The following is a 15,801-nucleotide window of genomic DNA, read 5'->3' as shown; positions in this document are numbered from 1 at the left end:
ATTGGGCCCGAAACCAACATCCACCCACCCCCAGAGGATCGCTGCATGCCTGGCATTACGCGCGAGGAGGTCGTCCACCTCGCTCGGCTGGCGCGCCTTGAGCTGTCCAGCAACGAGCTGGATCACTTCGCCGGACAGCTCGGCGACATCATCGGCGCGGTCGCCCGCGTTTCCGAGGTCGCCGACCAAGACGTCCCGCCGACCTCCCACCCGCTGCCGCTGACCAACGTCATGCGCGCGGACGAGGTCCGTCCGTCGCTCACCCCCGAGCAGGCGCTTTCCGGCGCTCCCGCCCAGGAGCAGCAGCGTTTCAAGGTGCCGCAGATCCTGGGGGAGGACTAACAACCATGACTGACCAGATCATCAAGCTCACGGCCGCCCAGACCGCCGAGAAGATCGCCTCCGGCGAGCTCACGGCCGTCGAGGTCACCGAGGCCCACCTGGCCCGCATCGACGCGACCGACGAGAAGGTCCACGCCTTCCTGCACGTCGACCGCGAAGGCGCCCTTGCCCAGGCGGCGGCCGTCGACGCCAAGCGCGCCGCCGGCGAGAAGCTCGGCCCGCTGGCCGGCGTCCCGCTCGCCCTCAAGGACATCTTCACCACCGTCGGGATCCCGACCACCGTCGGTTCGAAGATCCTCGAAGGCTGGATCCCGCCCTACGACGCCACCCTGACGCGCAAGCTGAAGGAAGCCGACGTCGTCATCCTCGGCAAGACCAACATGGACGAGTTCGCCATGGGGTCCTCGACCGAGAACAGCGCCTACGGCCCCACCGGCAACCCCTGGGACCTCACCCGCATCCCCGGCGGCTCCGGCGGCGGCTCCGCGGCCGCGCTGGCCGCCTTCCAGGCCCCGCTCGCCATCGGCACGGACACCGGCGGTTCCATCCGCCAGCCCGCCGCCGTCACCGGCACGGTCGGCGTGAAGCCCACGTACGGCGGTGTCTCCCGCTACGGCATGGTCGCCTTCTCCTCCTCCCTCGACCAGGGCGGGCCCTGCGCCCGTACGGTCCTGGACGCGGCCCTCCTGCACGAGGTCATCGCCGGGCACGACCCGATGGACTCCACCTCCATCGACGCCCCGGTCCCGCCGGTCGTCGAGGCTGCCCGCAACGGCTCCGTCGCCGGCATGCGCGTCGGCGTCGTCAAGCAGTTCGCCGGCGAGGGCTACCAGGCCGGCGTCGTCCAGCGCTTCAACGAGTCGGTGGAGCTCCTCAAGGAGCTCGGCGCCGAGATCGTCGAGCTGGACTGCCCGTCCTTCGACCTCGCGATGGCCGCGTACTACCTGATCGCGCCGTCCGAGTGCTCCTCCAACCTGGCCCGCTTCGACGCCATGCGCTACGGCCTGCGCGTCGGCGACGACGGCACCAAGTCCGCCGAGGACGTCACCGCCCTGACCCGCGAAGCCGGCTTCGGCGACGAGGTCAAGCGCCGCATCATCCTCGGTACGTACGCGCTCAGCTCCGGCTACTACGACGCGTACTACGGCTCCGCCCAGAAGGTCCGCACGCTCATCACGCAGGACTTCGAGAAGTCCTTCGAGCAGGTCGACGTGATCGTCTCCCCGACGACCCCGACCACCGCCTTCGCGATCGGTGAGCGCACCGACGACCCGCTGGCGATGTACCTCGCGGACCTGTGCACGATCCCGACCAACCTGGCCGGCAACTCCGCCATGTCGCTGCCCTGCGGCCTGGCTCCGGAGGACGGCCTCCCGGTCGGGCTGCAGATCATCGCCCCGGCGATGAAGGACGACCGGCTGTACAAGGTCGGCGCCGCCATCGAGGCGGCCTTCGTCGAGCGCTGGGGTCACCCGCTGCTTGAGGAGGCACCGTCGCTGTGAGCACCAGTGCACTGTCCAAGGCCAAGGGCTTCAAGAAGTCCAAGTCCGGTACCTACCTGTCGATCGGCACCACCGCCTTCGGCGCCTTCAGCGTGATCAAGCAGGCCCGTAAGGCCCGCACCGAGCACGACACGCTGAAGCTGGTCGACGCCGTCGTGTCCGCCGCCGCCATCGTCACCGGTCTCGCGATCCTGTACCGCGAGCTGAAGCGCCTGGGCGACGACGACGTCCTGCTGGGCTGAGAGGGAAAAGTTTCACCGTGAGCACCTACACCGAACTGATGTCGTACGAAGACGCCCTCGCGTCGTACGACCCCGTCATGGGCCTTGAGGTCCATGTCGAGCTCGGCACCAAGACCAAGATGTTCTGCGGCTGTTCCACCGAGCTGGGCGCCGAGCCCAACTCGCAGACCTGCCCCACCTGCCTCGGTCTGCCCGGCTCCCTCCCGGTCGTCAACGCGATCGGCGTGGAGTCCGCCATCAAGATCGGTCTCGCGCTGAACTGCGAGATCGCCGAGTGGTGCCGCTTCGCCCGGAAGAACTACTTCTATCCGGACATGCCGAAGAACTTCCAGACCTCCCAGTACGACGAGCCCATCGCCTTCAACGGCTACCTGGACGTCCAGCTGGAGGACGGCGAGATCTTCCGCGTGGAGATCGAGCGCGCCCACATGGAGGAGGACACCGGCAAGTCGCTGCACGTCGGCGGCGCCACCGGCCGTATCCACGGCGCGTCCCACTCCCTGCTGGACTACAACCGCGCCGGCATCCCCCTCATCGAGATCGTCACCAAGCCGATCGAGGGCGCGGGCGTACGGGCCCCCGAGGTCGCCAAGGCGTACGTCGCCGAGCTGCGCGAGGTCATCAAGGCGCTCGGCGTCTCCGAGGCCCGCATGGACAAGGGCCAGATGCGCTGCGACGTGAACCTGTCGCTGCGCCCGACCCCCGAGTCCGAGTTCGGCACCCGCAGCGAGACGAAGAACGTCAACTCGCTGCGCTCCGTCGAGCGCGCGGCCCGCTTCGAGATCCAGCGCCACGCGGCGGTGCTCTCGTCGGGCGGCTCGATCGTGCAGGAGACCCGGCACTTCCACGAGGAGGACGGCTCCACCACGGCCGGCCGCATCAAGGACAACGCCGAGGACTACCGGTACTTCCCGGAGCCCGACCTGGTCCCCGTGGCCCCGGCCCGCGACTGGGTCGAGGAGCTGCGCGGCGGTCTGCCCGAGATGCCGCGCGTGCGCCGCAACCGCCTCCTCCAGGAGTGGGGCGTCACCGAGCACGACATGCAGTCGATCCTCAACGCGGGCGCGGTGGACTCCATCGTCGCCACGATCGAGGCCGGCGCCGACTCGACCGCCGCCCGCAAGTGGTGGATGGGCGAGCTGGCCCGCAACGCCAACGAGCAGGGCGTCGTCGTCGACGAGCTGCCGATCACCCCGGTCCAGGTCGCGCGCGTCGCGGCCCTGGTCGCGGCCGGCGAGCTGAACGACAAGCTGGCCCGCCAGGTCCTCGAAGGCGTCCTCGCCGGCGAGGGCACCCCGGACGAGGTCGTCGAGAAGCGCGGCCTCAAGGTCGTCTCGGACGAGGGCGCGCTCGGCGCGGCCGTCGACGAGGCCATCGCGGGCAACGCGGGCATCGCCGACAAGATCCGCGGCGGCAAGATCGCGGCCGTCGGCGCGCTGGTGGGTGCGGTCATGAAGACCACCCGCGGCCAGGCCGACGCGGCGCGCGTCAAGGAGCTCATCCTGGAGCGCCTGGGCGTCTCCGAGTAGTCGCTGCCGAACGCAAGAGCGGCCCCGCACCGGTTCTCCGGTGCGGGGCCGCTGGCGTGTGTGCGGGGTCAGCGCTTGAGGGTGGGAGCGGCCAGGACGATCGGGCCCAGTCCGCAGTTGCGTGCGGGGTCCAGGTAGGAGATCTTCAGGCGTCGGCCGTTGGTGACGTCGAGGGACAGGGGCTTCGGCGATCCGACCCGGACGTCGCCGGCCCACAGGGGCGAGCCGTCCACCGTCACGTTGATCCGGGCCGACGCGTACGTCGAGGAGTCGTCGACGCCCGCGACCATGGTCAGGGTCTTCCAGCCGCCGCCCAGGTCGTACTCCGCCGAGCCGTCGCAGATCTTGTACGGGCCGGAGGAGACCAGCGCGGTGTCGTACTCCTGGTTCGCGAGCGTGCCCCGGCCCGTGTCGAGCCACCCCATCTCGCTCTTGTCGACCGGCAGGGTGGTGAGCGAGACCCCGCCGGGGCCGGACGGGGCGTCCTCCGGGGACCGGGAGGGCGTGGGGCTCGGGCTCTCCGCGCTCCCCGCAACGCCGTTGTTCTTGCCCTTGTCCTTGTCGTCGTCCTTGTCGCCGAGCAGCTGTACGCCGGCCACCGCGAGCGCCGCCAGGACCAGCACCCCCGCCACCGCGCCGATCACCTGGCGGGGCCGCCGCCGGTCCGGCGCCGGGAACGGGCCCGGGACGGCGTCCTGGACGTCCCGCTGTACGGAGACCACGGCCGCGCGGACGTCCCGTACCCAGGCGGCCAGGCTCAGCGGCCGCTGCCCGGGGTCGGCCGCGCAGAGCGCGGCGACCCGCGCCCGCCGCTCTGGGTCCAGCGCGGCGATCTGCGGCAGCTCGGCCATCGCGTCGGCCAGCAGCCCCGGCGTGGCGGGCGGGGACTGCCCGCTCAGCAGGAAGTAGGCGATGGCCCCGAAGGCGTACCGGTCGGTGCCCGGGGTGCGCTTGCCGTCGAAGACCTCGGGAGCCGCGTAGCCGGGGGTGAACCACACCTCGGCCGTCTGGTGCTCGGCGGTGAGCTTGCTGAGGCCGAAGTCCACGAGCGTGGCCTGGCCGTGGACGTCGACCATGACGTTGCCGGGGGAGAGGTCGCCGTGGACGACCTGGCGTCCGGACGGGGTGGCCCTGCCGGAGTGCAGCCAGTCCAGTACGTCGGCCAGCTGCTCCAGCGTGCGCATCACCTCGCGCCGCTCGGCGGGTGTGGAGAGGTCCCGCTCGGCCCGCCAGTCGCGCAGGTCCAGCCCGTCCACGTGGTTCATGACGAGCACCAGGGACCGGCCGGTCGCGGTGGCGGCCTCGCCGGGCCGGTGGATCGGAGCGCCCTCGAAGTGCTCCCGTACGCCCACGACCCCCGGGCGGTGGACGAAGCGCAGCAGCTCGGCCTGCTCGTTCCACTTCTGGCTGATCCGGCCGAACTCCTCGGCGGTGATCGTCTGCCGGGAGTCCAGGACCTTGACGACGACGGGCTCGACCCCGCCGGCCAGGTCGATCTCCGCGAGGTGGATCACGGCCTCGCCGCCGCGCCCGATGGACCGCAGCAAGCGGTACCGGTCGGGTGCGGAGTCAGGTCCGATGCACAGCCGTTGGCTGCTCAAAGCGCCCCCATGGCCAGTGAGTTGATTGGAGATCAGCTTCGCTGGCCGGGGCGGGCGGGGTCAATGGGAAACCGTGCCGCCCAGGAAGGCGGTCCAGGTGGCGGGCGCCACGGTCAGGACGGGCCCGTCGCTGACCTTGGAGTCCCGGACGTGCACGGCGGCGGGGTGCGCGGCGACCTCGACGCAATTGCCGCCCTCGTCGCTGCTGCGGCTCGACTTCCGCCAGTGGTAGGCGACTTCGAGGCAGTTGCCGCCCTCGTCGCCGCTGTAGCTCGACTTGAACCAGGCCAAGGCGTGGATCATGACTCTCCTAGCAGGTCGTCCAGCAGGCCCTTGCTGTCCTCCATGGACAGGGCCTGGTTCCGCAGCATCCCATACTTGAGGCTGAGCGGATGGACCTCCTCGGGGTCGTCCAGCAGGAAGCTGACGCGCTGGCCTTCGAGGTAGGCGAGCTGGTCGTGGTCGTCGGTCTCCAGCAGCACCATCGGCCCGGCGAGGCCCGCGTGGCTCCCCTGTTTCGTCGGCATGATCTGGAGCCCGAGGTAGGGGACGTCGGCCAGCTCGCGCAGGTGGCGCAGCTGGGCGCGGAGCACCGCCGCGCCGCCGACGGGGCGTTCGAGGACGGCCTGCTCCACGATGTGGTGCATCATCGGCGGCCACGGCTTGCGTTCGAGCACGGCCTGGCGGGCCAGCCGCGTGGCCGTCTGCATCTCGACCTCCTCCGCCGTGAGCGGCGGGTAGAGGCAGCCGAAGACGGCGGCCGCGTACTCGGGGGTCTGGAGCAGTCCGGGGATGACCGAGTTCTCGTACGAGAACAGGCTCTCCGCATCCCGCTCGTGGGCGATGAAGTCGATCGCGAAGGCCGGGTACCGCTCCCGCTTCGGGACCTTGGCCAGGGCGGCGCTCAGCGCGCCCCCCGTCTCGAACAGTTCGTCGAGCTTCGCCGCCATCTTCGGCTGGAGCAGCCGGCGGCCCTGCTCCATCGAGGCGATCGTCTCGGGGTCGGTGTGCAGGAGTTCGGCCAGGCTCGCCTGGGTGTACCCCGCCTGCCTGCGGAAATGCCCGGCCAGGGTGCCGAGCACCACCCAAGAGGCGTTCCGGAGGGGCTTGTTGGTGTGCGTCATGCCGGACACATCCCCCGGGGCGTCTGGGCTGACGCGCCGTCGACCCGTACGCCACCCGTACAAAAGAGGTTTCTGTAGCGAGCACTAGTTTAATCGGGTACGGTTCTTTCTGTAGCGACCGTTACGCAATTCAGAGGGGGACCCATGACCACCACCACCTACGCCCGCACCGTCCGCACCGAGAGCGGCGGACCCGGGCTGCTGCTCGCTCACGGCGGGGGCGGGTCCGTCGAGACCAACTTCGGGACGGTCCTGGACAAGCTCGCCGCCGAGTACAGCGTCGTCGGCGTCGACTACCCCGGCACCGGCGGCACCCCGCGCGCCGAGAAGCCGCTGGAACTGGACGAGCTGGCGGACCAGTTGGTCGCCGCGGCCGACGCCGAGGGGCTGGAACGGTTCGCCGTGCTCGGGTACTCGCTCGGCGGGAACGTCGCCGTGCGGATCGCAGCGCGGTACCCGGAGCGGGTCGCCGCGCTCGTCCTCACCGGGACCTTCGCCCGGGCCGGGAACCGGCTGGAGCTGATCGCCGACCTGTGGTCCGCCCTCGCCGCGCGCGGCGAGAGCGAACTGCTGGCCAGGCTGCTGGTGCCGCTCGCCTTCAGTCCGGCGGCGCTGGAGGGCCTCACCCCCGAGCAGGTCGAGCAGGTGGTGATGGAGACCGCGGGATCGATTCCGCCCGGGTCCGGGGACCACGTCGACCTGCTCCAGGGGGCCGATCTGCGCGCGGAACTCGCGCGGCTCGACGTACCGGCCCTCGTCGTGGCGACCACCGAGGACCAGCTCGTCCCGCTCGCCCTCCAGCGGGAGCTCGCCGACACCCTGCCGGGCGCACGGCTGGTGGAACTGCCCACCGGGCACCTCCCCTTCGCCGAGCGCCCGGCCGAATGGGCCTCGCTGATCACGGAGTTTCTTGCTGGGATCCCGGCACGTTGAAGAAGAGGAGACGGGCCTGCTTCGCCGGGATGAAGACCTCGGGCAGGTCGATCTCGGGGAGCTCGACCTCCGGGCCGAGGGTGAAGCCGGTGCGCTCCAGGCGGGCGATGGCCTTGGTGTTGCGGGCGTCCGGCTCGGCGATGACGCGGCGGACGGTGGGGTCGGCGAACACGAACGCCATGAAGGCGATCAGCAGGTTCGAGGTGAAGCCGTGCTCGGCCGCGGCCCCGGTCGGGCCGATCAGCAGGTGTACGCCGATGTCCCCGGGCTCGACCTCGTAGCACTCGCTGACGCGGTCCTCGGCGCAGTCGTACGTCTGGAAGAGCGCCACCGGCTCGCCGTCGCGGCCGATCATGAACGCGTGGTGGGTGGTGCGGCGGTCGACGTCCTCGTAGATCTCCTGGACCAGTTCGCGGCTCGCCTCCCCCATGCCCCAGAAGCGGGCCCGCTCCTCGGTGACCCAGCTGTGGATCAGGGCGGAGTCGGCGGCGGGGTCGACGGGGGTGATGGTGACCGTGCCGAACCCCTCGATGAGGTGGCTGTGCACGGGCTGTCTGGTGGAGATCATGCGGATTCCTTGGTGAGGCGGGACCAGTCGGTGACGACGGGGACGAGTTCGCAGCGCGCCCAGAGCGGGAGCTGATCGCGGTGGTGGGGGGCACCGGTGACGCCGTCCGCGCCGAGCGGGACCGCCCAGAGGCTGTCCTCGCGGCGGGCCAGGTCCCATACGTAACGGGCCGCCGACGCGCGGGCGGTGAGGTCGGTGAAGCCGGGGACGGAGGACGTGGCGTTCACGCAGTCGTGGTCGCCGCCCAGGCCCGGCCAGGTGGCGTCCGGGTCCGGCACCGCCTGCCAGGGGGTCAGGCGGTGGACCTCCGACCAGGGGGTGTCGGGGGTCTGCGCGGCGGCCGTCGCCTCCAGGGCGGCGCGCACGTGCGCGGCGCGGTCCAGCTCGGGCAGGAGGGAGGTGGTGATCAGGCCCTCCAGGGCGTAGCCGATGCGAGGGACCAGGTACAGCCAGGGGTGGAACACCTCCGGCCCGGCGGGGGCGCCGACCAGCTCCGCGAAGACCGGGTCGGCGGCGAAGCGTCGTACGGTCGCGGTCCGGAAGGCGGAGAAGACGGTGGCGTCGGTGCTGTCGGCGTCCATGTGCCGGTCCCAGGCGAGCAGTCGGGCACGCAGCGTGCGCGCCGCCGGGGTGAGGCCCTCGGGCGCGGGCAGCAGGGCGAGCAGCGGCGCGGCCGAGGCCAGGTAGGTGTCCCGGTGTACGTCGGCCATCGCCTTCGGGGACCAGTCCGCCGAGCCGGAGAGCAGCTCGCGGATGCGGTTGGCGCGGTGCGGGGGCGCGAACTCGACGCCGAGCGGCGAGGCGATCCCGCGGGCGTTGGCCATGACGGCGAAGCCCTGCACGGGCTCGGCGGGGGTCTCGGCCCAGCCCTGCCAGGCGTACCGCGGGTCCCAGGCGGGCACCGGGTGCAGGCGGTTGGCGGGGTGGCGCAGCGGGACGGCGCCGGCGACGCGGTGCAGCAGGCCGCCCTCGGTGTCGGCGGCGTGGACCACGTTGACGGGTTCGGCCCAGCCGTCGAGGGCGGCGTCGATGTCGGCGACGCTGCGGGCGCGCAGCAGCGCGGGGAGGGCGGCGAAGCCGAGGTCGCGGCGGACCCGCGGCGGGTAGCGCAGCGAGAGGGTGCGGGCGGTGCCGTCCGCTGCCTCCTGGGTGATCACCGGGCCGCGCGGGGTCTCCAGCACCTCCACCTCGACGGGGGCGGCCCCGGCGACGGTGATGGTCTCGGTGTGGTGGTGGACGGGCTCCCAGGCGCCGTCGGGGCCCAGTGCCTCGGTGGCGGAGCCGTGGCCGCGCAACTGCTCGACGTACAGGTCCTGGTAGTCGGCCATGGCGTTGGTGATCGCCCAGGCGGCGGTGCCGGTGTGGCCGAAGTGGGCGAGGCCGGGGATGCCGGGGACGGCCAGGCCGAGGACGTCGTACTCGGGGCAGGCGAGACGTATCTGCTGGTAGACGCCCGGGTCTTCGATGAAGCGGTGCGGGTCGCCCGCGATGATGGCGGCGCCGGTGGTGGTGCGTTCGCCCGGGACGAGCCAGCCGTTGCTGCCGGCGGTGCCGGGGCCGTCGGTGGCGAAGAGGGTGACGGCGTCGTCCCCGAGGGCGCGGGCCACGCGCTCGCGCCACAGCTTGGTGGCGAAGCCGGCGAAGAGGATGTGGGTGGCGATCCAGACGGCGAGCGGTACCCAGGGGTCCCAGGGCGCGGGGGCGTGCGTGACGCGGTCGTCGCGGCGGGCGCCTTCCGCCAGGCCGTCGTTGACCCCGTCGACGTAGGCGCGGACCCAGGCGGCGGTCTCGGGGTCGTCGCCCTCCAGCGCCTCCCAGCAGCGGCGGGCGGTGTCGTCGAGGCGGCTCTGGCGGGCGAACCGGTCCCAGGTGACGGAGTCGGGGCCGAGGATCGAGGCGCTGGTGCCCTGGGCGCGGTGACGCTCGACCTCCAGCTGCCAGGCGCGGTCGACGGCGGTCGTGCGACCCTGGGCGTAGGAGAGTTGGAGCGCGTCGGGGGCCTGGACGTGGGGGATGCCCCATTCGTCCCGGTAGAGCTCATAGACGGCCGCGTTGCTCACAAGGCTCACACTCTTCCCCAAGCGCGTTTAGGTTAGGCTGACCTAACTATAAGGGGAAGGGTGGGATGCACATGGGCGTCGGTACCGGCGTCGTGAAGGGCTGGGAGGGCGTCGTCCTCAAGCTCATGCGGGGCAAGGACTTCACGTTCACGGTCACGGGGGCGGAGCAGGTAACGGAGCACTACCGCCGGGTCCACCTGTCGGACGGCGGACTCCTCGCCGCGGCGGGGGAGTCGCTGCACCCGACGATGTGGGTGCGGCTGTGGTTCGCGGGCGACGGCAAGCCGCACCAGCGGGCCTACACGCTGGTCGACCCGGACCCAGCCGCGGGGACCTTCTCGCTCGAGTTCGCCCTGCACGACGGGGTCGCGAGCGACTGGGCGCGCGGCGCGCAGGTCGGCGACACCGTGGAGGCCACCGTCCAGGGGACGGGGTTCGAGACCCCGGAGCCGGCGCCCGCGCGGCTGCTGGTGGTCGGTGACCCGGCATCGCTCCCGGCCATCAACTCCCTGCTGGACGCCCACCCGGACACCCCGGCGACGATCTGGTTCGAGACGCAGCACGCCTCGGACGCGGAGCTGCCCGTACGGCTGGATCCCGAACGGCACGAGATGCGGCGGGTCGTGCGGGGCGGGGACGTGTCCCTGAGCGAGCGGGTACGGGCCGAACTGCCGGGCCTGGTGGACGACCCGGCATCGGCGTACGTCTGGCTCGCCTGCGACACGGTGACCACGCGCGCCCTGACGGCGTACCTGCGCAAGGACCTGGCCCTGCCGAAGGCCCGGGTGAACGCGCTGGGTTACTGGCGGCCGACGGCGGCCTGAGGCCGGCCGGGCCAGGGGGTGCGGGTCACGCGCCGGTGGCGCCGTCGATGGCCTCGCGGAGGAAGTCCGCGTGGCCGTTGTGGCGGGCGTACTCGTGGATCATGTGCAGCATGACCAGGCGGAGCGAGGCGTCCTCCTCCCACTTCGCGACGTGGGCCGTCACCTCCAGGGACTCGGCGGCGGCCTCCACCTCCCGGGCGTGCGCCACCTCGGACTCCCACGCGGCGAAGGCCTCGGCGCGGGTCGAGTCGGCGGCGTCGTAGGCCGCCTGGAAGTCGTACGTGTCCGACCACAGGTGCGGGACGTCCGCGCCGCCCATGGTCCGGCGGAACCAGTGGCGCTCGACCTCCGCCATGTGGCGCACCAGGCCCAGCAGGGACAGCGTGGACGGCGGCATCGAGGCGCGGCGCAGCTCTTCGTCGCCGAGGCCTTCGCACTTCCAGGCGAGGGTGGCCCGGTGGAAGTCGAGGTACGCGCGCAGGGTCTCGCGCTCGCCCCCGCTCAGGGGAGGTGCAATGCGTTCCATGGCCACGATCTTGCCCGTTCACCCCCGCCCGGGGAAGACGCCGACAACCACCCGAGCCGCCCGCCGCCCCCCCCCCGCCGGGGCGGATGCCTCCGGGCCAGCCGGGCCAGCCGGGCCTTCGGCCGTCCCGCCTCCGGCCCGTCCCGCCTTCGGCCCGTCCCGGTCTTCGGCCGTCCCGGCCTCCGGCTGGGCGGCGGGCGCGGCGGTTCGTGCTGCTCACTCGGGTTCTCGCCGGCCTGGTCCGTGGGGTCCGCCGTTCGGCGGGGCGGTTCCTGTGGCTCGCCGGGAACGGCCCGGGCGGGTGCCGTCGGGCCGTCCCGGCGTCGGGCCTTCGGCTGTCCGGGTCTTCGGGCCGTCCGGGCTTTCGGGCGGGCGGCGGGCGCGCCGGTTCGTGCTGCTCACTCGGGTTCTCGCCGACCTGGTCCGTGATGGCCGCCGTCGGGCCGCCCGCGCCGTCAGGCCTTCGGCCGTACCCGCCTTCGGCCGGGCGGCGGGCACGCGCTGCGTCCTCAGCCGGGAGCGGTCCACGTCGTCAGGCACGTCGGCCGCTGCACCGCCCGGCGGGCTGTGTGATCGCGCCCGGCGCCGACGCGTCGTGGGTTTCGTAGGGCGGCGGCGCCGCGGGGCGGCCGTACGGATCGGCGCCGCGCTCCTCGGCCGGGCGGCCAAGGCCGGGCGGGCTCACGCGGTCGGGCGGGGTCACACGGCGGGTGGCCGCGGCCGGGCGGGCTCACGCGGCCGGGTGGGCTCATGCAGCCGCGGGGCGGCCGGGCGGGGTCCAGACGTACGGGACCGTTACGCCCAGGACGTTGAAGCCGAGGCGTTCCAGGATCGGGCGGCTGTCGTCCGAGGCGTCCACCTGGAGGTAGCGGATGCCGCGCTCGGCCGCGATGCGGGCGCGGTGGGCCACGAGCAGCCGGTAGATGCCGCGGCCGCGCCACTCGGCCACCGTGCCGCCGCCCCACAGGCCCGCGAAGGACCCTCCAGGGAGCATCTCCATCCGGGCCGCGCTCACCGGGGTGTCGCCCGCCATCGCGAGGACCGCCTCGATGCGGTCGGGCTCGTTGCTCAGCATGCTGAGCAACTGCTGACGGATGCGCGGTCGGTCAGTGCCGAAAGCCTGCCGGTGGACCTCCATCATCAGGTCCACCCCCTCCTCGTCCCGCACCACCCGCAGCGTGATCCCCTCCGGCGGCTCCACCGGCAGCGCCGCGAGGTCCGCCACCCGGCACACCATCAGCGTCTCCGCCGGCTCCGCCACGAAGCCCGCCGCCCGCAGCCGCTCCCCGAGGTCCGCCGGGCCGTCGTAGTCGTACAGCTTCCACTCGAACTCCGCGGACTCGCCCCCCGCCGCCCGCCCCGAGAAGAACGCGACCTGCTCCGCGATGGCGGCGTCGGCCGTTCCCTCGTCGAGGTCCGACCAGAGCACGCCGTTCCAGCCGAGGCCGGGCACGCTCTGGCGTACGACGCCACCCACCCGCTCCACGCGCGCCTCGGCCGCGTCGGGCCGGGCGTCGCGGCGCATCTCGGCGTCGTACTCGGCGCGTACTTTCATCAGTTCATCAAGATCCATGGTCATCGCACCAGCTCACCAGCCGCCGCCCCGTGCGCACAAGTGCATTAGCCTCGCCCCGTGAACGACCACCACGCCCCGCCCCTCGCCGTCTACACCGGCAAGGCCACCCCCGACGCCGCCGCGGACCGCGGCTGGCTCCTCGGCCACTTCAAGGAGCCGGGCGATCCCCGCCACAGCGAGGACGTGGAGATCAAATGGGGCGTCCACCCGAAGGGCGAGGAACGGGCCCAGTGGGTCAGGGGCGAGGCCCGTACCGCCTTGCAGGTGCTCATCAGCGGACGCTTCCGGCTGGAGTTCCCCGGACGCAGCGTCGTCCTCGCCGAACAAGGGGACTACGTCGTCTGGGGACGCGGCGTCGACCACTCCTGGTACGCGGAGGAAGACGCGGTGGTGCTCACCGTCCGCTGGCCCTCCGTCCCGGGCTACCAGGCCGATCCACCCACCGCGGTGCCGACGGACCCGCCGCCAGACACCCCCTGGGTCCCGCACCTTCCCGAACGCCCTGTGACGATCCCCACGAATGGGGCCAACGATCACGAAACGCTGCGATCGTGAAGGTGTAGACCAGCCTGGGCCATGTCTCCGGGGCGATCCCCCGGAACACCGGCCGGACCTTCACACACATAAGCGTTCAGTGTTCATGCGTTCTTTGCGACGGGCCGTTCCCCGGTAAAGATCCGAACCACCAGGGAGCTCGTCCGTTGGCAGCAATCGCTCGGTGGTGCATGCGGCACCGACTCGTCGTCGTCCTGCTCTGGCTCCTCGCCCTCGGCGGAACCGCCGCGGCCGCGGCCACCGCCGGAAGCGCCTTCTCCAACGACTACGAGGTCCCCGGCACCGAGTCCAGCAAGGCCCACGCCCTGCTGCGCGAGGGGTTCCACGGCCAGGGCGGGGACACCGACACCATCGTGTGGCGGGCCCCGGACCATCAGAGCGCGACGACTCCCGACGTCGAGCAGCGGATGACGCGCGCGCTCGACACCATCGCGAAGCTCCCGGGCGTTGGATCGGTCGCCGGCCCCTACGGCCCGGCCCCCGAGAGCGCCGCCCGGATCAGTCCCGACGGGCGCACCGCCTACGCCGTGGTCACCTTCGACCGCCCGGCCGACTCGGTGCCCAAGTCCGAGGCCAAGGCCGTCGTCGCCGCCGCGAAGAACCCGGCCACCGAGGCCGGCGGGCTCCAGGTCGAGCTCGGCGGCCGCGCCATCGGCCTCACCGAAGCCCCCAGCGCGCACCTCGCCGAGGTCATCGGCGTCGCCATCGCCGCCCTGGTCCTCTTCCTCGCCTTCGGCTCGCTCGCCGCGAGCCTGCTGCCCATCGCGACCGCACTGGTCAGCGTGGGCACCGCGTACTTCGGCATCACCCTCCTCGGGCACGCCATGCCGGTCGCAGACTTCGCCCCGATGCTCGGCACCCTCGTCGGCCTCGGTGTCGGCATCGACTACGCGCTGTTCATCGTCACCCGGCACCGCAAGGGCCTGGGGCGCGGCCTCGCCGTCGAGGAGGCGGCCGAGAGCGCCGTCGCCACCACCGGGCGGGCCGTCGTCTTCGCCGGGGCCACCGTCTGCATCGCACTGCTCGGCATGCTCGTGCTGAGGCTGAACTTCCTCAACGGCGTCGCCATCGCCGCCTCCCTCACCGTGGTCCTCACCGTCGCCGCCTCGGTGACCCTGCTGCCCGCCCTGCTCTCCTACATCGGCACGCGCGCCCTCTCGCGCCGCGAGCGCCGCAAGCTGGCCGCCGAGGGTCCGCGGCCCGAGTCCGTCACCGGCTTCGCCGCCCGCTGGTCGGCCTTCGTGGAGCGCCACCCCAAGCTGCTCGGGATCGTCGCCACGCTGGTCATGGTGGTGTTGGCACTGCCCACGCTCTCCCTGCACCTGGGCACCTCCGACCAGGGCAACAACCCGGCCGGCTCCACCACCCGCAAGGCCTATGACCTGCTCGCAGAGGGTTTCGGGCCCGGCGTGAACGGCCCGCTGAGCGTGGTCGCCCGCCTCGACGGCGCCGGCGACCGGCTCGCCGTCGAGCGGCTGGCCGAGTCGCTCCGTACGACGGAGGGCGTCGCCTCCGCGGGGCCGGCCGTCCTCAACCGCAGCGGCGACACCGCGGTCCTGACCGTCGTACCGGACTTCGCCCCGCAGTCCCGGGCCACGAGCGACCTCGTCGACACGCTGCGCTCGGACGTCATCCCGCGGGCCGCGCACGGCAGCTCCATGGACGTCCGCGTCGGCGGTGTGACCGCCGGCTACGACGACTTCGCCGAGGTCATCATCGGCAAACTGCCGCTCTTCGTCGGCGTGGTCATCGCCCTCGGCTGCGTGCTCCTGCTGCTGGCCTTCCGCTCCATAGGCATCCCCGTCAAGGCGGCGGCCATGAACGTCGCCGCCGTCGCCTCCTCCTTCGGGGTCGTCGTCGCGATCTTCCAGTGGGGCTGGGGCAGTGAGCCGCTCGGCCTGGGCAGCGCCGGCCCGATCGAGCCCTTCCTGCCGGTGATCATGGTCTCGGTCCTCTTCGGGCTGTCCATGGACTACCAGGTCTTCCTGGTCAGCCGGATGTACGAGGAGTGGCTGGAGACCGGTGACAACAAGCGGGCCGTCCGCGTCGGCCTCGCCGAGACCAGCCGGGTGATCAACTCGGCCGCCGTCATCATGATCTCCGTCTTCCTGGCCTTCGTGCTCAGCGGCGACCGGATCATCGCGATGTTCGGCATCGCGCTGGCCGCGGCCGTGGCGCTCGACGCCTTCGTGCTGCGCACCCTCCTGGTGCCGGCCCTGATGCACATGCTGGGCGGTGCCAACTGGTGGCTGCCCGCCTGGCTCGACCGCCGACTGCCCAAGATCAGCATCGAGCCCCCGGAGCGCCGTCCGCATGCGACACTTCCCGCGCAGCGGCCCGGCACGGACGACGCCAGAAGCGAGGACGGCGCCGACCGCGCGACCGCAACCCGGTGACCCGGCCGCCGGCCGGACGAGAC

General features: G+C 72.4%; 14 protein-coding genes and 1 pseudogene. 8 read left to right on the top strand and 7 right to left on the bottom strand.

From position 1 onward, the window contains the following. Nucleotides 1–45 precede the first annotated feature (45 nt). Genes gatC through gatB form a run of 4 tightly spaced genes read left to right on the top strand, consistent with a single transcriptional unit; the run spans nt 46 to nt 3,615 of the window. A complete protein-coding gene (gene gatC / locus ACZ7GJ_RS30295) occupies nt 46–342 on the top strand; it encodes an Asp-tRNA(Asn)/Glu-tRNA(Gln) amidotransferase subunit GatC (protein ID WP_030010586.1) in 297 nt (98 codons plus the stop codon). Between the two features lie 5 nt (nt 343–347). Continuing rightward, nucleotides 348–1,844, top strand: a complete 1,497-nt coding sequence (gene gatA, locus ACZ7GJ_RS30290) for an Asp-tRNA(Asn)/Glu-tRNA(Gln) amidotransferase subunit GatA (protein WP_470756091.1) — start codon at nt 348–350, stop codon at nt 1,842–1,844. After that, the gene (locus ACZ7GJ_RS30285) at nt 1,841–2,086 is read left to right on the top strand and encodes a hypothetical protein (RefSeq protein ID WP_365917573.1); all 246 of its coding nucleotides are present in this window, start codon (nt 1,841–1,843) and stop codon (nt 2,084–2,086) included. The genes gatA and ACZ7GJ_RS30285 overlap by 4 nt, the downstream gene beginning before the upstream one ends. 38 nt (nt 2,087–2,124) lie before the next feature. Beyond that, nucleotides 2,125–3,615 carry an Asp-tRNA(Asn)/Glu-tRNA(Gln) amidotransferase subunit GatB gene (gene gatB / locus ACZ7GJ_RS30280; RefSeq protein ID WP_470756124.1) on the top strand — a complete coding sequence of 497 codons (1,491 nt, stop codon included), beginning with the start codon at nt 2,125–2,127 and terminating at the stop codon, nt 3,613–3,615. Nucleotides 3,616–3,683: 68 nt separating this feature from the next. Here the strand turns inward: gatB and ACZ7GJ_RS30275 are convergent, their stop codons facing one another. The 3 genes from ACZ7GJ_RS30275 to ACZ7GJ_RS30265 form a co-directional block, all read right to left on the bottom strand. Then, nucleotides 3,684–5,162 (bottom strand): serine/threonine protein kinase, encoded by a 1,479-nt coding sequence (locus tag ACZ7GJ_RS30275; RefSeq protein ID WP_470756090.1) that lies wholly within the window; start codon nt 5,160–5,162, stop codon nt 3,684–3,686. 114 nt (nt 5,163–5,276) lie between these two features. Continuing rightward, nucleotides 5,277–5,519: a DUF397 domain-containing protein gene (locus ACZ7GJ_RS30270; protein ID WP_470756089.1), complete on the bottom strand. Its 243-nt coding sequence runs from the start codon at nt 5,517–5,519 to the stop codon at nt 5,277–5,279. Further along, the gene (locus tag ACZ7GJ_RS30265) at nt 5,516–6,340 is read right to left on the bottom strand and encodes a helix-turn-helix domain-containing protein (RefSeq protein ID WP_470756088.1); all 825 of its coding nucleotides are present in this window, start codon (nt 6,338–6,340) and stop codon (nt 5,516–5,518) included. Before ACZ7GJ_RS30265 ends, ACZ7GJ_RS30270 begins: the two co-directional genes overlap by 4 nt. A 144-nt stretch (nt 6,341–6,484) precedes the next feature. Between ACZ7GJ_RS30265 and ACZ7GJ_RS30260 the strand changes: the two genes are divergently transcribed. Further along, entirely contained in the window at nt 6,485–7,273 is a 789-nt protein-coding gene (locus ACZ7GJ_RS30260) for an alpha/beta fold hydrolase (RefSeq protein WP_470756087.1), read from the top strand. Here the strand turns inward: ACZ7GJ_RS30260 and ACZ7GJ_RS30255 are convergent. Together ACZ7GJ_RS30255 and ACZ7GJ_RS30250 are read right to left on the bottom strand one after the other, a co-directional pair. Continuing rightward, on the bottom strand, nt 7,239–7,841 hold the full coding sequence (locus tag ACZ7GJ_RS30255) for a GNAT family N-acetyltransferase (RefSeq protein WP_470756086.1): 603 nt from the start codon (nt 7,839–7,841) through the stop codon (nt 7,239–7,241). The genes ACZ7GJ_RS30260 and ACZ7GJ_RS30255 overlap by 35 nt on opposite strands. Beyond that, on the bottom strand, nt 7,838–9,910 hold the full coding sequence (locus tag ACZ7GJ_RS30250) for a penicillin acylase family protein (RefSeq protein ID WP_470756085.1): 2,073 nt from the start codon (nt 9,908–9,910) through the stop codon (nt 7,838–7,840). The genes ACZ7GJ_RS30255 and ACZ7GJ_RS30250 overlap by 4 nt, the downstream gene beginning before the upstream one ends. 62 nt (nt 9,911–9,972) lie before the next feature. On the opposite strand from ACZ7GJ_RS30250, the gene ACZ7GJ_RS30245 reads away from it, so the two are divergent. After that, on the top strand, nt 9,973–10,725 hold the full coding sequence (locus ACZ7GJ_RS30245) for a siderophore-interacting protein (RefSeq protein ID WP_470756084.1): 753 nt from the start codon (nt 9,973–9,975) through the stop codon (nt 10,723–10,725). 25 nt (nt 10,726–10,750) lie between these two features. Here the strand turns inward: ACZ7GJ_RS30245 and ACZ7GJ_RS30240 are convergent, their stop codons facing one another. Both ACZ7GJ_RS30240 and ACZ7GJ_RS30235 read right to left on the bottom strand, forming a co-directional pair. Further along, entirely contained in the window at nt 10,751–11,251 is a 501-nt protein-coding gene (locus ACZ7GJ_RS30240) for a DinB family protein (protein WP_470756083.1), read from the bottom strand. A 748-nt stretch (nt 11,252–11,999) separates the two neighbouring features. Next, nucleotides 12,000–12,824: a GNAT family N-acetyltransferase gene (locus ACZ7GJ_RS30235; RefSeq protein WP_470756082.1), complete on the bottom strand. Its 825-nt coding sequence runs from the start codon at nt 12,822–12,824 to the stop codon at nt 12,000–12,002. A 60-nt stretch (nt 12,825–12,884) separates the two neighbouring features. On the opposite strand from ACZ7GJ_RS30235, the pseudogene ACZ7GJ_RS30230 reads away from it, so the two are divergent. Together ACZ7GJ_RS30230 and ACZ7GJ_RS30225 are read left to right on the top strand one after the other, a co-directional pair. Then, nucleotides 12,885–13,262: pseudogene (locus ACZ7GJ_RS30230) on the top strand (cupin domain-containing protein); the annotation flags it as partial. Between the two features lie 266 nt (nt 13,263–13,528). Further along, the gene (locus ACZ7GJ_RS30225) at nt 13,529–15,778 is read left to right on the top strand and encodes an MMPL family transporter (RefSeq protein WP_470756081.1); all 2,250 of its coding nucleotides are present in this window, start codon (nt 13,529–13,531) and stop codon (nt 15,776–15,778) included. Nucleotides 15,779–15,801 lie beyond the last annotated feature (23 nt).

This window comes from Streptomyces sp. NPDC037242 (genome assembly GCF_055604165.1).
The sequence above is the reverse complement of the archived record's forward strand: the minus strand, read 5'-3'. Positions and strand labels throughout refer to the sequence as shown.

Bases quoted from the DNA above. Each gene is read 5' to 3' on its own strand.
- gatC (WP_030010586.1), top strand. From the start codon at position 46: ATGCCTGGCATTACGCGCGAGGAGGTCGTCCACCTCGCTCGGCTGGCG.
- gatA (WP_470756091.1), top strand. From the start codon at position 348: ATGACTGACCAGATCATCAAGCTCACGGCCGCCCAGACCGCCGAGAAG.
- gatB (WP_470756124.1), top strand. From the start codon at position 2,125: ATGTCGTACGAAGACGCCCTCGCGTCGTACGACCCCGTCATGGGCCTT.
- ACZ7GJ_RS30270 (WP_470756089.1), bottom strand. From the start codon at position 5,519: ATGATCCACGCCTTGGCCTGGTTCAAGTCGAGCTACAGCGGCGACGAG.
- ACZ7GJ_RS30265 (WP_470756088.1), bottom strand. From the start codon at position 6,340: ATGACGCACACCAACAAGCCCCTCCGGAACGCCTCTTGGGTGGTGCTC.
- ACZ7GJ_RS30260 (WP_470756087.1), top strand. From the start codon at position 6,485: ATGACCACCACCACCTACGCCCGCACCGTCCGCACCGAGAGCGGCGGA.
- ACZ7GJ_RS30255 (WP_470756086.1), bottom strand. From the start codon at position 7,841: ATGATCTCCACCAGACAGCCCGTGCACAGCCACCTCATCGAGGGGTTC.
- ACZ7GJ_RS30245 (WP_470756084.1), top strand. From the start codon at position 9,973: ATGGGCGTCGGTACCGGCGTCGTGAAGGGCTGGGAGGGCGTCGTCCTC.
- ACZ7GJ_RS30240 (WP_470756083.1), bottom strand. From the start codon at position 11,251: ATGGAACGCATTGCACCTCCCCTGAGCGGGGGCGAGCGCGAGACCCTG.
- ACZ7GJ_RS30235 (WP_470756082.1), bottom strand. From the start codon at position 12,824: ATGGATCTTGATGAACTGATGAAAGTACGCGCCGAGTACGACGCCGAG.